Below are 13609 nucleotides of genomic sequence, written 5' to 3'. Positions count from 1 at the left end.
CGGGCAGCGACGAGTCGGGCAGCGACGAGTCGGGCAGCGACGAGTCGGGCAGCGACGAGTCGGGCAGCGAAGGGCCCGACGGCGGGGAAGGCCCCGACCGCGAGGAGCACGACGACGGCGAGTCCAGGACCCGCAGGTCGGGCAGCAGGCGCGAAGCCGGCGCCGAGGACGAGGGTTAGATGCCACGCGACCCCGACGAGTCCCTACGTGACGAGCCGCCACGTGACGGGCCCCTACGTGACGGGCCACCGCGCCGAGCACGCAGCCAGCCCCTCACTCCGAGTCGCGACTCCGAGTCGACTCTGTCCCGCCTTCTCGACACGCTCCTCACGAAGGGCGTCTACCTGGATCTCGACGCGATCATCACGGTGGCCGAGGTGCCGCTCATCGGCATCAGCCTTCGAGCTGCACTCGCGGGCATGGAGACTCTCCTCGAGTACGGGATGATGGACGACTGGGACGAGCGCACCCGCGCATGGGCGCGCCGCTCCCTCCCCGCAGGGCTCACTCTCGGGGAGCACGAGGAGGTCGTCACTCGCATGCCCGGTTCCGCGTTCCGCGATGAGCCGCCGAACGGCTTCTGGCAGCCGGGGACGGTGTATCTCACCACGCAGCGGCTCATCGTCCACCGACGCGAGCCCGCCGCGCTCCTGTGGGAGGCGCCGCTCGGGAGGATCTCCCACGTCGGGATCGTGTCGGAGCGGACGGCCGGGGGAGAGGACGCTCCACGCCTCATCGTCGGAACGGACGACGGCGGCACGACTCGCCTGACGGCCGCGAGGCCCGACCAGCTTCGCGGCCTGCTCGAGCAGGCGCGCAGCGAGAGTGGCGGGGAGACCACGGAAAGGCGCAGCACGCCGGCGCGCGACACCACCGTGGGCGAAGGCCAGCTCTGGTTCGCGGAGGCCAGATCCGGCGGTGCAGTCTGGCGTCGAGGCACGGGTCGGTGCGACCGTGAGCGGGGCTTCACGTGGCACGGCGACGGCGACCGTCGGCCGGCGGTGAGGGTGCCGCCGTCGGACATTCTGACCGCAACCCTGGGGAACGGGCGGGAGATCGCGGATGTCCCGGAGGGCCTGCAGCCGCTCATCGTCGAGACCCCGCACGGCGTCGTCCGCCTTGCCGCAGCCGAACCGGGCCAGTGGCGCGGATGGCTTGAGCTTCTGACACCGGAGGAGGTGGGCCATGAGCACGCTCAGAATCGATGAGGACAATCTGAAGAACGGGGTCCTGACTCTCGTCGTGACGCTCGTCGAGGTAATTCAGGAGGCGCTCGAAGCGCAGGCCGTGCGCCGGATCGAGGGAGGATCGCTCACGGAAGAGGAGCAGGACCGGCTCGGGAACGCCCTCCTCGAACTCGACGAAGCCATGGCCCAGCTCAAACGCGACCACGGGATCGACGAGTCGGTCGAGGAGCTGCGGCGCGGGCTGGACGACGTCGTCGCGGACCTCGTCGACAAGGTCACGAATCCGGGGCGCTGGGATGAGACCAGAGGGGAACTCGGGTGACCGACGAGGGCCTGTACGTCTACGCCGTCGTCCCGTCGCGACTCAGCCAAGCCGACCTGGGCCGCGGCATCGACGGCGCGCCGCTCGAACTCGTGTCGGCTCGGGAGGGGGTGGCCGCCGTCGTCCATCGGCATCGCGAGCCGCCGTACAGCGGTTCCGACGAGGCCGCGGAACGCCGCGTCCTCGAGCATGGCGACGTCGTCGAGCGCTGCTGGGCGGCCACCAGGGCTGTGCTGCCCATGGGCTTCAACGTCATCGTCTCGCCAGGGGACGGTGCCTCGGCGGAGGATCGGCTCGGCGCCTGGCTCGACCGCTCCGCCCCAGCCCTCGCGCGCCGACTCGAGGCCCTGCACGGACTCGTCGAACTGCGCGTCGAGATCTCACTCCGGGAGGACGCCGCAGGCGCCGGGAGTGAGGAGGTGCGGGAGCTCGAGGAGGGCCTCCGTGGGAGGCCAGCAGGCGTTCAGCGCCTGCTCCGGAAGCGGCTCGAGTCGCTCCGCCGGGCCAGCGCGGAGGAGGCCGCCGACCGTCTGTACCCCGAGTATCGGCGCCGACTGGCCCGGCTCTCCCGCGACCTCGCGGAGAACGTCCGAGGGCATCCCCCGGAGGGCTGCGTGACCGTGCTGAACGTCGCCGTCCTCGCGGGCGAGGAGGACGTCCCACGCCTCGGCGCCGAACTCGGCGACATCGAGGCCGAGGAGCCGGGGATTTCCGTGACATTCCTTGGCCCGTGGCCCCCCTTTTCTTTCGCCGACGTACCCGACGTGCCGTCGGTAGAGTGGACGGCATGACTGAGGGAATCGACGTCGGGAGTCCGGACGAGATCGAAGAGGGCACGGCACGCGTCGTGGAGCCCGAAGATTCGGGGTTCGACGAGCCCATCGCCGTCTTCCACACCGAGTCTGGCTGCTTCTTCGCGCTCAACGACACGTGCACGCACGAGGAGGCCTCCCTCGCGGAGGGCTGGATCGAAGGCGACACGGTTGAGTGCCCCCTGCACTCCTCGAGCTTCGACCTCCGCACGGGAAAGGTGCTGTGCCTGCCAGCGACGGTCGACGCGCTGACGCACAAGGTCGCGGTCGAGGAGGGTCGCGTGGTCCTCTACCCCGGCGTGGCAGCGGACGACGCCGCCCGCGCCACCGACTGAGGGCGTGCCCCCGGACCGCGGTGTGCCGCGCCAGATCGTCGTCGTGGGCGGCGGGGTGGCCGCCTTCAGCGCGGCGAGCGAGCTGCGCGCGCGGGGATTCGGCGGTGCCCTGACAGTCCTCTCCCCCGAGGGCCCACCTTACGACCGTCCCCCGCTCAGCAAGGGCTACCTTGTCGGGAGCGAGGACGCCGCGAAGATCGCCCTCGCTTCCGAAGCCTGGTACACCGAGCACGGGGTCGACGTCCTGGCCGCGCGTGCCGTCGCGCTGCGCCCGGCCGAGGCCGCTGTAGAGCTGGCTGATGGGACGGTCCTGGACGCGGACCGCGTCCTTCTCGCCACGGGCGCACGGCCGCGGCAGCTCCCCGTTCCCGGCGGGCAGTCAGCGCACACCCTGCGGGACCGTGCAGACGCCGACGCCCTCCGGGCCGTCCTTGTGCCGGGTGCCCGCGTCGTCGTCGTCGGCGCGGGGCTCATCGGGGCGGAGGTGACCTCAGCCGCCGTCGGCTTCGGGGCCGAGGTGACGCTCGTCGATCCCCTCGCCGCGCCGCTCGTGCCCGCCGTGGGCGAGGCGCTCGCGCAGCGGCTCCACGCCATGCACGCCGAGCACGGCGTGCGGACCATTGCGTCCGTCCCCCTGGAGATCGCCCCGTCCGACGACGGTGCGCACCTCGTGCGGCTCGCTGACGGTTCCGTTCTGGCGGCCGACGCGGTCGTGGCGGGGATCGGCGTCGTACCGGACTCGAGCCTCGCCGCGGACGCCGGGATCGAGGCCGACGACGGGGTGCTCGTCGACGCCTCTGGGGCGACCTCGAACCCGGCCGTGTTCGCGGCCGGCGACGGCTCACGCCTGCGCCGCCCCGACGGGGCGCTCGCCCGAAGAGCCGAGCACTGGGAGGCGGCCGTGCGGTCAGGGCAGGCGGCCGCGGCCGGAATGCTGGGTCAGGCGCCGCCGGAGTTCGGATCGCCGTGGTTCTGGTCGGATCGCTACGGCGTGCACGTCGAGGCGGTCGGGACGTTCGGCGGAATCACGGGTGGAACCACGGTGCTGCGCGAGGTCGACGGCGTCCCCCAGGCGGCGTTCCTCCTCGCCGACGACGGGCATCTCCTGGCAGCCGCCGCCGTCGACCTCCCGCTCCTGATCCGAGCGGCGCGCCGCATCATGGACCGCGGCCTCACGCCGGATGCGGGGGCCCTTGCCGATCCCGCGATCCCCCCGCGAAGGCTTCTCCCCTAGGCGACGGGCAGATGCAGCGTGGCTTGGATGGCGTTGACGAGGCTTTCCGGAGACTGCGAGATGTCGAGGCGCAGGCTTCCGGTCGCGTACTCGTCCGCGGTGAGGGGTTCGAGCGTGGCGAGCTGGCTCGGGAGCAGGCCGGTCGGCATGAAGTGGCCAGTCCGTCCGGCCATGCGCTCCGCGAGCAACTCCGGCGAGCCGTCGAGGTGTGCGAACACGACGCGGCCGTCCGCATCGGCGAGGAGCCGGCGGTAGCTGCGCTTGAGCGCCGAGCAGGTCAGGACCGTGCTCCGGCCGGCTGCGGCCTGGGTGGTCATCCAGTCGCGGATGCTGCGGAGCCAGGGCCAGCGGTCCTGGTCCGTGAGGGGTATGCCGCTGGCCATCTTGTCGACGTTCGCCTGGGGGTGGAACTCGTCCGCCTCGGCCAGGACCCAGCCCAGCCGGTCGGCGAGGGCGGCTGACACAGTTGTCTTGCCGGCTCCGGCCACACCCATGACCACGACATGCAGGGATTCCATCGCTACCTCCGCAGAAGACGTCATTGGCTTCCGAAGAAGCGCCATGCGGCCCGCGCCGCCCTTCAAAGATAGCACCATTACGTGAAATAGGTAATACTTTTACGTGAGGCTACTCACGCGAAAGGTCGGGACCGATGACCACTCCCCAGGCGAACGACGACGCACTCGCCGCCCCGCCCGACGGGCCCGACGGCGCGCGGCTTGCTCCGACGTCCGCCGACGCCCCCGACGTCGTCGGCCTCCACCGCCGCGTGCTCGACTCCCTTGGTGAAGGCATCGCCTCGGGGCGCTACGAGCCCGGGCGCCGGCTGACCCTCGAGGAGCTCCAGCGCGAGCACGGCGTCTCGCGCACGGTGGCGCGTGACACCATGCGCGTCCTCGAAACCATGAACCTCGTGACCTCGCGCCGCAGGGTCGGGATCGTCGTGCAGGACCCGTCGCAGTGGAACGTCTACGACCCTCAGCTCGTCCGGTGGCGCCTCGCCTCGGTCCGGCGCGACGAGCAGTACGCATCCCTGACCGAGCTCCGCATCGCCGTCGAACCCGTGGCCGCCGCCGGCGCGGCGCGCCGCGCGAGTGGCGCCCAGCGCCTCGAGCTCATGCGGCTCGCGGGCGAACTGCGGCGCTTGGGCGAGGGCGGCGACCTCGAGGCCTTCCTCGCAGCCGACATCGCGTTTCACCGGCTCATCCTGCGCAGCAGCGGCAACGAGATGTTTGCGGCGCTCGACGGAATGGTCTCCGAAGTGCTCACGAGCAGGACCCGGCAGGGGCTCATGCCGTTTCACCCCCGGGACGAGGCGCTCGAGGCCCACCAGCGGGTGGCCGAGGCGATCGGCGAGGGGGACGCCGCTCGCGCCGAGTCCTTCATGCGGGACGTACTCCACGAGGTGCGGGCCGCCCTCCGGCTTGCCGTCTGATTCCGGCCTTCAGAATCTGCGGTTCGGTCTGGTACGGCCCCGCGAGCGCGTTGGGCCCTGCGAGCTAGCGGGGCCGGGGGAGCTAATGCGGCCCTGCGAGCTGGACGGCCTCCAGCGACGCGGCGATGGTGTCGCAGCATCCGCGCAGTGCTGCGAGGGTGTCGGGCCGGTCGAGCGCTTCGGCCCGAGAGCGTGGTGCGCTGAGGGAGACAGCGAGCCATGAACGCTGGGCAGGAGCCGGAACGGCGACGCCGACCGCGGCGATGTCCGGCTCCGTCCTGCCCAAGTTGAGCGCGTAACCCTTCGCGCGGACCCTTGCGAGCTCTTCCTGGAGTGCCCCGAGCTCGTCCGCCGACAAGTGGTCTCCAGCCAGCTGCGCGACGCGCCCGGAGTAGAGCTGGTGGAGGGCCTCGCCGTCGAGCGTCGCGAGGATCGCCTTGCCCCCGGATGAGAGCCGCGCCGGCAGGACAGTCCCGGACCGATCCCCCACGCGCAGGAGCTGCGCGGACTCGACGCTCGCAATGAACCGCACGCTCGTGCCGAACCGGGCCACTAGGTTGACCGTCTCCCCCACCGCCGACGCGAGCTCCTCAAGCTGCGGAAGCGCGGTCGAGACGACCTCCTGCAGCCGGCCCTGGCGAGTCACGCCGCGGAGCGCGGGGCCGGCGGTGTAGCGGCGCGATTCGTCCTGCAGCGCGAAGCCCCTGTACAGGAGCGTCGCGAGGAGCCGGTGCGCCGTCGACGGGGCGACGCCGAGTCGCTCGGCTGCCTCGTTGACCCGGAGGGCGTCGCGCTCCTGCAGGAGCAGGATGAGCTGAAGCGCATTGTCGACGGATTCGATCGCATAGGCAGGCTTCTTGACGATCTGGAACTTCTGCACACCAGAACTCTACGGCCCCGCCCGCCCCCACCCGTCTCGGGTACACAAACCACGCCCCACCAGCAACTCGGGTACACAAACCACGCCCCACCAGCAACTCGGGTACGGCTGCCCAGCGCACGCCGGCCAACCGCCGTCGTTCTCTGAGTGCTGCCCTCAGACGCATCTCCGGCGCAAATTCCCCACGGTCTAGCAGCTCAGCCAAGCAGATATACGCTCCGCCGTTAGGCGAGGCTCGCCAGGACGGCCTCTCCGCCTTCCCACTCGGCGACGAGCGATCGGCCGCTCCATCCACGCGGATCGAGTACCCGCGCCACGCGGAGTACCCCGCGCGGGCCCCGCACCTCGGCCACCGAACCGCCAGACGTCGGCCCGTCCGTCGGAGCATCCATCGGCGCATCAACGATCGCCGAGCGCACGCGTACATCCGGTTCCCGCTGCCCCACTACGTTTCCACCGGCGTGCAGCTCAAGCACCGCTTGGCTCTGCTCGCCTCGGACTGCTCTTTCCAGAGCCTCAACCGCGACGGGATCGCCGAGCCCGTCGTACACCCAGCGGGTACCGAGGACCGAGTGCTCCATTGTTCCGACGAGCGAGCCTTCGGCACCGGCCAGCGGCGCCCCGCGGTAGGTCAGCACCACGTGGACGAGGGCTTCACCCCGGGCCAGAAGAAAGCCCTCAATGCCCACCTCGCCGTCAGGATCGTCGAAACGATACGTGCCGAGACGCGTGAGCGAGAGCTGTCGCAGGCCTTCATCGGCCGGGACCCACGGCTGGCGCGCCAACCACCCGTCGAGGAGCTCAAGCTTGCCGGGGACGAGGGTCGCTTCATGAATGACTGCCACGCGGCCCATCTTAGTGACGGCGTCTCCCGCCTGCGCGAACCCCGGCGGCGGACGACGACGCAGGGTGCCTTCCGTGGGGAAGGCACCCTGCGTCGTCGTACCCAAAACGCCCCGAAGCGGCGATAGCCGTACCCAAAACGCCCCGAAGCGGCGATAGCCGTACCCGAAACGTGGGGGTGGGGGGCGAGGCGGGCGAGGCGGCGGCTTAGTGTCCCAGGTCCTCGATGGCCTTCTTTGCCGTCGGGTCCGATTCGTCGAGGAACGTCGAGATCCGCTCGGGCTCGCCGTCCTCTCCGATTGCGGATGAGGCCCGGCCGAGGTCGTACAGGGCCCGGAGGAAACCCTGGTTCGGCTCGTGCTCCCAGGGGACGGGACCGGCCCCGCGCCAGCCGTTGAGGCGCAGGGCATCGAGGCCACGGTGGTACCCGACGCGGGCGAAGGCGTAGGCCTCGACCACATCGCCGGCCGCCCACGCCTCCTCGGAGAGCAGCGCCCACAGCAGCGAGGACTCCGGGTGCTTCACCACGAGGTCACGCGGCGAGTGCCCGGTCGCAAGGCCTTGGTACACCTCGGTTTCGGCCGGGAGCCGCGTGGGCTCGGGGCCAAGCAGGTTGGTACGGAATTCGTCGCTCATCGGTTCCTCGGCCGGGCTACTTGATGGACTTGCCCTCGGAGCCGAGCTGCTGCGCGGCCTCGACGACGCGGGCGGCCATGCCGGCCTCGGCCGAGGCGCCCCACACGCGCGGGTCGTAGGTCTTCTTGTTGCCGACCTCGCCGTCGACCTTGAGGACGCCGTCGTAGTTCTTGAACATGTGGCCGGCCACGGGACGAGTGAACGCGTACTGGGTGTCGGTGTCGATGTTCATCTTGATGACGCCGAAGGAGACGGCGTCCGCGATCTCCTGCGCGCTCGAGCCCGAGCCGCCGTGGAAGACGAGGTCGAACGGGCGGTCCTTGCCGATCTTCGCGCCGACCTCGGCCTGGATCTCCTTGAGGATCTCGGGGCGGAGCTTCACGTTGCCGGGCTTGTAGACGCCGTGGACGTTGCCGAACGTGAGCGCCGTGATGTAGCGGCCGTTCTCGCCCGCGCCGAGGGCCTCGACGGTCGCAAGGCCGTCCGACACCGACGAGTAGAGCTTCTCGTTGATGGCGTTCTCGACGCCGTCCTCCTCGCCGCCGACCGCGCCGATCTCGACCTCGAGGATCATCTTCGCGGCAGAGGTGCGGGCCAGGAGGTCCTTCGCGATGCGGAGGTTCTCCTCGAGGGTTTCGGCCGAGCCGTCCCACATGTGCGAGTTGAACAGGGGGTCGCGGCCGGCCTTGACCTCGGCTTCGGACGCGTCGAGGAGCGGGAGGACGAATCCGTCGAGCTTGTCCTTGGGGCAGTGGTCTGTGTGCAGGGCGATGTTGACGTCGTAGTTCTTCGCGACCTCGCGCGCGAAGGCAGCGAAGCCGAGCGAGCCAGCGACCATGTCCTTCACAGAGGCGCCGGACCAGTAGGCAGCCCCACCGGTGGAGACCTGGACGATGCCATCGGAGCCGGCCTCTGCGAAGCCGCGGATCGCCGCGTTGAGCGTCTGGGACGAGGTGACGTTGACCGCCGGGAACGCGTAGCCGCCGGTCTTGGCGGCGTCGATCATCTCGGCGTACTTCTCAGGGGTGGCGATAGGCATGGAATGTCCTCGATTCAGGTCCGTGCGGCAGAACTGCGCGGCGGTTTGCTGGCCACTTCACATCCTAGCGAGCGGCGCGGCGGCGGGGGCGAGCCGACGGCCACATGACAGCCCGGCCGCGGCCTAGGGGCGCGCGGCCGCTCTGGCGGTGAGCGCTTCCACCTCCCTGGCGCTCGCATACGCTGCCTGAGTGCCGTGCCGGGTCGTCGCGAGGGCCGCGGCCACGGAGGCGTACCGGGCAGCCTCGGCGAGCCCGTCGCCGGCCGGAAAGGTTCAGGATCACCGTCGCGCCCGCTGCCCTGCCCGCGCGGGCCGCGGCGAGCACGGTCGGCTGGGCCACCTCGAGGCACAGGCAGACGGCCGCCGCGCCGTCGAACACAGCGGAAGCCCGGGCGACGTCGTCGGGCGACAGGCTGCCGTTTGCCCCGGGGACGATCACAATGCTGTTCTCGCCGCGCCCGTTCCGTCACGAGACTGCCGACGAGGCCGATCCGCAGCACCCGGCCGTAGCCGAACACCGGGGCCACGCGGCCGCGCCGAATCCTGGCCCGAGTGGCGCGCGGCCGGCGTCACCGCAGCGGTGTGCTGTACCGACACCCACGCGTACGGGGTTCTCGAGGCGGCTCGCTCCGCAGGGCTCACCGTCCCGGAGGATCTCGCGGTTGCCGGCTTCGACGGCCGGCGCTTCGACGGCGAGCGCCTCAATGGGGCTCCAGCGCCCAAACGGGCTTTAGAGCCCACGGGCGTTAAAGCAAGGACGACGACGGCGCCCCACGCGCCGTCGTCGTCCTCCTATCCGCTCCCCCAACGGAAGAGCAGGCCTCCTGGGCCCGGCGCTAGTGAAGCGCCGCGACCTGCTGTGCGAACGCCTCGGTCATGCTGCCGACGCCGGTGACGTCGTCGTAGCCCGGAGCGGTGAACAGCGACGAGTCGTGGTTCATCCCGACGAGGTAGGTGTTGCCGCTGATGGTGCTCGAGAAGGCGACGGCCTTCTCCTGCGCTGGCGGCACGACGTCGCGCTGGGCGCCGCCGGCGGCTGCTGCCGCGTAGATGGTCGGGTTCGCGAAGCCGATGACCTTGCCCGATGATGCCTGCGCGACGGCCATCTGCGCTGCCGTCAGCGGGCACGCGAGCGACGTTCCGCCGATGCCCTCGAAGGCGAAGGAGCCGGTCTTGAGGACGTTGTCGTTCGTGATCGGGCTGTAGCCGATGCGGTAGCCCGTGTACGGGTCCGCGAGCGACGAGACGTCGGGCGAGACGCGGTGGCCTTGGGCGAGCGACGCCGGGACCGTGCCTGCCTGATACGCGGGCTGGGCGAAGACGGCGCTCGTTCCGCCGCCGGCACCGAAGCGGAAGGGCCCGGGCAGCGAACCGGCGTACACGAGCTGGCCCGTCGAGTCAGGGACGACCCGCTGGCGCGCCGTGCCCCAGCCGGTCTCGAAGAGGTAGCTGCCATCCTGGCCGGCCGCGAGGCTCGTGCCGCCCACCGCGGTGACGTAGGGCGAGCTCGCCGCGAAGTCCGGAGACGCGTAGCCGAGGTTGGCCACCTCGTCGCCCGAGTCACCGCTCGAGAAGTAGAGCCCCACGCCCTCGGCCGCTGCCTGGAGGTGGATGTTCTGCTCGCCCATGAGGGTGTTCGCGGGGAGTGCTTCGCCGACGTTGCCGTAGCTGTTGGAGACGATGTTCGCCAGGTGCCCGTCCAAGATCGTCGACATGGCGAGGTCGAGGCCGCCGCCACAGTTGTTGCCGCCGACATAGAGGATGCTGGCGGCGGGGGCCATGCCGTGGACGGCTTCGACGTCGAGCGTCTGCTCGCCCTGCCAGCCGCTCGGCTCCTGGCACAGGGTCTTGTCGAGGAACATCCTCGAGTCGGGGACGATCTGCTGGTACTGGTCGGCCGCAAGCTGTGGGACGCCGCTCGCGGCCGACCAGGTGTTCGTGTCCTGGACGATGGTCGGCGACGCGTACGCGTCGATGATCGCGACCTTCTGGCCAGCGCCCGCCGTGGTGTCAACGGTTCCCGCAGGCGAAATCCCGTAGGCGCCCTGCAGCTGAGTGGGGGTGTAGCCGCAGATGTAGGTCGGGAAGGTCGTGGTGCCGTACGCCTCAGGCAGATTCGCGGTCTTCTGCCCCCAGTAGTCGGAGCAGGGAACGCTGAGCGGCGGCTGGATCGGTTTGCTCGCAGCCGGAGCCGTCTCACCCGAATCCGGAGTCGCGTTCGTGGGATGGGTCAGGAGCTTGCCCTGATCGACCGATACGCCTTGGATTGCGTCGCCGAGTTCGGCGGGGACTGACGGGGCGGTCGCGGGACCGATGAGCGTCTGACCGTCGAAGCTGTAGTTCTGCTCGCTCGTGCTGAACGCCGCGTTGATCTGGGCGACGGTGCCGCGGAAGACGACATAGAGACGGCTCTGGGGAGTACCGGTGATGGCCATGCCCTGAGACTTGAGCCAGTTGACGGTCGCATCGAACGTGGCCTGGGTCGGAGCGTACGTGTCGATCCACTGCTGCGGCGTGAGGTACTGCCCGTAGGTCGCGCTGCCGGGGGTCGACACGCCGTCCGCGGTCGCCTTTGCTCCGGCAAGGTCGCGGAGGTTGAAGTAGATCTCCCCTTCGACGGTCGTGTTGCTCAGCGGGTTCCCCGTCTTCGTCCGGGAACCGGCCCACGACGGGACCGAGCCAGGGTATGCCTTGGAGCTCGACGGCGGCGGGCTCGGCGGCGAGGCGACGGCGGAGGCCGCCGTCCCGAGGCCTGCTGCGCAGGTCACCGCGGCGGCGGCCGCGAAGATACGGAGGGAAAGTCGAGGGGACCGGTGATGTTCAGGCATGGATCTTCTCCCGTCGCGAGACTCTCGTGAATGTCCCGGTTGGGAGCGACACTAGTTCTGAAACAACCTTTGCAGGGAGGCCCGAAAACCTGAGAGTTTTCTGTGAGTTTGTGAATTCCCTGTGAATTGGGGATCCATGGCGCGCCCTGTAGGCTTGAAGGTGCGCAGGGGAGTATCCGACGCGCCGCACACGTCAACACGTCGGGCACGGGAGCCTGGCCGGGTGCGGCGGCCTGTCCGAACGGACGAAACGTCCGGCGAACGGGTGGAAAGACTTGTGGCGGTCACGCCTACCTTGCGAAAGGGACTCCATGTCCGTCTCTCCCCTCGTCTGGACCGTCACCATCGTGGTGATCCTCGCGCTTCTGGCCTTCGACTACTTGTTCCATATCCGCAAGGCCCACGTACCCACTCTTCGCGAAGCGGCCCTCTGGTCCTCCGTCTACGTCGGCGCCGCGGTGCTGTTCGGCGTCGTCGTGCTCGCCCTCGGCGGTACAGAGATGGGGGGCCAGTACTTCGCCGGCTTCATCACCGAGAAGGCGCTCTCGGTGGACAACCTCTTCGTCTTCCTCGTGATCCTCGCGAGCTTCCGGGTGCCGCGCGAGGACCAGCAGAAGGTCCTGCTCTTCGGCATCGTCTTCGCGCTCATCGCACGGACGGTCTTCATCTTCCTCGGTGTCGCCCTCATCAACAGCTTTGCCTGGATCTTCTACGTGTTCGGCGCGATCCTCCTCATCACGGCGGGCCACCTGCTCACGCCCGAGAGCCACGCGGAAGACGAAGCGGACAACGTCATCGTCCGTCTGGCACGCAAGTTCCTGCGCACTTCGCAGCAGTACGACGGCGACAAGCTCTTCACGATCGAGAACGGCAAGCGCGTCCTCACGCCCATGCTCCTCGTGATGGTGGCCATAGGAGGCACTGATGTCCTCTTCGCGCTCGATTCCATCCCTGCCATCTTCGGGCTCACGCAGAACGCCTACATCGTGTTCACTGCGACGGCTTTCTCGCTCATGGGCCTCCGGCAGCTCTTCTTCCTCCTCGACGGCCTGCTCGACCGCCTGATCTACCTCTCGTACGGCCTCGCGGCAATCCTCGCGTTCATCGGGGCGAAGCTCGTCCTCCACGCGCTGCACGAGAACACGCTGCCGTTCATCAACGGGGGCCAACACGTCGAAGTCTTCGAGGTCACGACCGGCCTCTCGCTCGTCGTCATCGTCGGGGTCCTCGCGGTGACCGTCGTCGCGTCCCTCGTCAGCCCCGCCGGCAAGGCGCAGACCGCCATCAACAACGCGAGGCGGCATGCCGAGAGCTACCTCGATCTCGGGTACACCGCCGACCCCCACGAGCGCGAGCGCATCTACCGCAACCTCACCGACGAACTCGCGGCGATCGAGACGATGGACAAGAAGTATCGGGACAAGGCCAAGGACGTCGAGGCGATCAGGGCCAAGGTGCGCGAGGCGCAGGCGCGCCACACCGAGTACTTGCGCACGGCCGGCTAGACAGGAGCCTTCCGCCTCTAGCCCGCCGCGGGAATGCCGAACAGGCTCGAAGGGGTCAGGCACTCCCCGGAAGGAACCGACATGTCCTACACGTTCTCCGTCGCGGTCCCGCTGTCGTTCGCCAAGACCATGGAGCGGACGAGGGCCGCACTGTCCGGACAGGGCTTCGGCATCCTCTCGGAGAGCGACATTCGGGCTACGTTCTCGGCCAAACTCGGGACGGAGGCCGCGACTGAACTCGGCGACTACGTGATTCTCGGCGCGTGCAATCCAGGGCTGGCGCGACGTGCGCTCACCGTGGAACCGGAGCTTGGGGCACTCCTGCCGTGCAACGTGGTCGTGCGCCGGGGGAAAGGCGACGCGGTGACCATGATCGACGCCATCGATCCCGAGGCGATGATCCAGCTCAGCGACAGTCCGCAGGTGCGGGCTGTAGCCAACGACGCAGCGGTGAAACTCCGTGCGGCGCTGTCCTTGATCGTCGCGGAGGCGCGCCCGGCGAGCTGACGCGCTCCAGATCACCCAGGCGCTCCAGGGCGCCTTCGCGCTCCAG

The 13609-nt window shown here is 69.7% G+C and carries 14 protein-coding genes and 2 pseudogenes; 9 read left to right on the top strand and 7 right to left on the bottom strand.

The genetic code is table 11. The features are described 5' to 3' along the window. The first annotated feature begins 179 nt into the window (after nucleotides 1-179). The 5 genes from V7053_RS09950 to V7053_RS09930 are packed head-to-tail and all read left to right on the top strand — an operon-like array spanning nucleotide 180 to nucleotide 3890. Nucleotides 180-1208, top strand: a complete 1029-nt coding sequence (locus tag V7053_RS09950) for a gas vesicle protein (RefSeq protein WP_334172126.1) — start codon at nucleotides 180-182, stop codon at nucleotides 1206-1208. Beyond that, complete coding sequence (locus V7053_RS09945) at nucleotides 1186-1509, top strand: gas vesicle protein K (RefSeq protein WP_334172125.1); 324 nt, start codon at nucleotides 1186-1188, stop codon at nucleotides 1507-1509. The genes V7053_RS09950 and V7053_RS09945 overlap by 23 nt, the downstream gene beginning before the upstream one ends. Continuing rightward, nucleotides 1506-2300 (top strand): GvpL/GvpF family gas vesicle protein, encoded by a 795-nt coding sequence (locus V7053_RS09940; RefSeq protein ID WP_334172124.1) that lies wholly within the window; start codon nucleotides 1506-1508, stop codon nucleotides 2298-2300. Before V7053_RS09945 ends, V7053_RS09940 begins: the two co-directional genes overlap by 4 nt. After that, on the top strand, nucleotides 2297-2656 hold the full coding sequence (locus V7053_RS09935) for a non-heme iron oxygenase ferredoxin subunit (protein ID WP_334172123.1): 360 nt from the start codon (nucleotides 2297-2299) through the stop codon (nucleotides 2654-2656). Before V7053_RS09940 ends, V7053_RS09935 begins: the two co-directional genes overlap by 4 nt. 4 nt (nucleotides 2657-2660) lie before the next feature. Beyond that, a complete protein-coding gene (locus V7053_RS09930; protein ID WP_334172122.1) occupies nucleotides 2661-3890 on the top strand; it encodes an NAD(P)/FAD-dependent oxidoreductase in 1230 nt (409 codons plus the stop codon). Here V7053_RS09930 and V7053_RS09925 read toward each other — a convergent pair. Further along, the gene (locus tag V7053_RS09925) at nucleotides 3887-4408 is read right to left on the bottom strand and encodes a gluconokinase (protein ID WP_334172121.1); all 522 of its coding nucleotides are present in this window, start codon (nucleotides 4406-4408) and stop codon (nucleotides 3887-3889) included. The genes V7053_RS09930 and V7053_RS09925 overlap by 4 nt on opposite strands. A gap of 134 nt (nucleotides 4409-4542) precedes the next feature. On the opposite strand from V7053_RS09925, the gene V7053_RS09920 reads away from it, so the two are divergent. Then, the gene (locus V7053_RS09920; RefSeq protein ID WP_334172120.1) at nucleotides 4543-5325 is read left to right on the top strand and encodes a FadR/GntR family transcriptional regulator; all 783 of its coding nucleotides are present in this window, start codon (nucleotides 4543-4545) and stop codon (nucleotides 5323-5325) included. A gap of 82 nt (nucleotides 5326-5407) precedes the next feature. On the opposite strand, the gene V7053_RS09915 is transcribed toward V7053_RS09920, so the two are convergent. The 5 genes and pseudogenes from V7053_RS09915 to V7053_RS19065 all read right to left on the bottom strand — a co-directional run. Beyond that, nucleotides 5408-6205 (bottom strand): IclR family transcriptional regulator, encoded by a 798-nt coding sequence (locus V7053_RS09915; protein WP_334172119.1) that lies wholly within the window; start codon nucleotides 6203-6205, stop codon nucleotides 5408-5410. Between the two features lie 224 nt (nucleotides 6206-6429). Next, on the bottom strand, nucleotides 6430-7050 hold the full coding sequence (locus V7053_RS09910; RefSeq protein WP_334172118.1) for a CG0192-related protein: 621 nt from the start codon (nucleotides 7048-7050) through the stop codon (nucleotides 6430-6432). A 205-nt stretch (nucleotides 7051-7255) separates the two neighbouring features. Beyond that, nucleotides 7256-7684, bottom strand: coding sequence for a DUF3151 domain-containing protein (locus V7053_RS09905; RefSeq protein ID WP_334172117.1), 429 nt, complete (start codon nucleotides 7682-7684; stop codon nucleotides 7256-7258). A 16-nt stretch (nucleotides 7685-7700) separates the two neighbouring features. Then, nucleotides 7701-8723, bottom strand: a complete 1023-nt coding sequence (gene fbaA / locus V7053_RS09900) for a class II fructose-bisphosphate aldolase (RefSeq protein ID WP_334172116.1) — start codon at nucleotides 8721-8723, stop codon at nucleotides 7701-7703. A 265-nt stretch (nucleotides 8724-8988) separates the two neighbouring features. Then, nucleotides 8989-9177 (bottom strand): annotated as a pseudogene (locus V7053_RS19065) (ribokinase); the annotation flags it as partial. A gap of 96 nt (nucleotides 9178-9273) precedes the next feature. On the opposite strand from V7053_RS19065, the pseudogene V7053_RS19060 reads away from it, so the two are divergent. After that, nucleotides 9274-9618: pseudogene (locus tag V7053_RS19060) on the top strand (substrate-binding domain-containing protein); the annotation flags it as partial. Here V7053_RS19060 and V7053_RS09890 read toward each other — a convergent pair. Beyond that, the gene (locus tag V7053_RS09890; RefSeq protein WP_334172114.1) at nucleotides 9560-11551 is read right to left on the bottom strand and encodes a S53 family peptidase; all 1992 of its coding nucleotides are present in this window, start codon (nucleotides 11549-11551) and stop codon (nucleotides 9560-9562) included. The pseudogene V7053_RS19060 and the gene V7053_RS09890 sit on opposite strands and share 59 nt — an antisense overlap. Before the next feature lie 311 nt (nucleotides 11552-11862). On the opposite strand from V7053_RS09890, the gene V7053_RS09885 reads away from it, so the two are divergent. Both V7053_RS09885 and V7053_RS09880 read left to right on the top strand, forming a co-directional pair. Continuing rightward, on the top strand, nucleotides 11863-13056 hold the full coding sequence (locus V7053_RS09885) for a TerC family protein (protein WP_334172113.1): 1194 nt from the start codon (nucleotides 11863-11865) through the stop codon (nucleotides 13054-13056). An 81-nt stretch (nucleotides 13057-13137) separates the two neighbouring features. Then, nucleotides 13138-13563 (top strand): DUF302 domain-containing protein, encoded by a 426-nt coding sequence (locus tag V7053_RS09880; RefSeq protein WP_334172112.1) that lies wholly within the window; start codon nucleotides 13138-13140, stop codon nucleotides 13561-13563. Nucleotides 13564-13609 lie beyond the last annotated feature (46 nt).

The sequence above is a fragment of the Sinomonas sp. genome (assembly GCF_036848755.1).
GTDB lineage: Bacteria > Actinomycetota > Actinomycetes > Actinomycetales > Micrococcaceae > Sinomonas.
This window is presented reverse-complemented; position numbering and strand designations above follow the sequence as displayed.

Coding starts and splice junctions, on each gene's coding strand:
- V7053_RS09950 (WP_334172126.1), top strand. CDS start 180: ATGCCACGCGACCCCGACGAGTCCCTACGTGACGAGCCGCCACGTGAC.
- V7053_RS09945 (WP_334172125.1), top strand. CDS start 1,186: ATGAGCACGCTCAGAATCGATGAGGACAATCTGAAGAACGGGGTCCTG.
- V7053_RS09935 (WP_334172123.1), top strand. CDS start 2,297: ATGACTGAGGGAATCGACGTCGGGAGTCCGGACGAGATCGAAGAGGGC.
- V7053_RS09925 (WP_334172121.1), bottom strand. CDS start 4,408: ATGGAATCCCTGCATGTCGTGGTCATGGGTGTGGCCGGAGCCGGCAAG.
- V7053_RS09920 (WP_334172120.1), top strand. CDS start 4,543: ATGACCACTCCCCAGGCGAACGACGACGCACTCGCCGCCCCGCCCGAC.
- V7053_RS09905 (WP_334172117.1), bottom strand. CDS start 7,684: ATGAGCGACGAATTCCGTACCAACCTGCTTGGCCCCGAGCCCACGCGG.
- fbaA (WP_334172116.1), bottom strand. CDS start 8,723: ATGCCTATCGCCACCCCTGAGAAGTACGCCGAGATGATCGACGCCGCC.
- V7053_RS09890 (WP_334172114.1), bottom strand. CDS start 11,551: ATGCCTGAACATCACCGGTCCCCTCGACTTTCCCTCCGTATCTTCGCG.
- V7053_RS09885 (WP_334172113.1), top strand. CDS start 11,863: ATGTCCGTCTCTCCCCTCGTCTGGACCGTCACCATCGTGGTGATCCTC.
- V7053_RS09880 (WP_334172112.1), top strand. CDS start 13,138: ATGTCCTACACGTTCTCCGTCGCGGTCCCGCTGTCGTTCGCCAAGACC.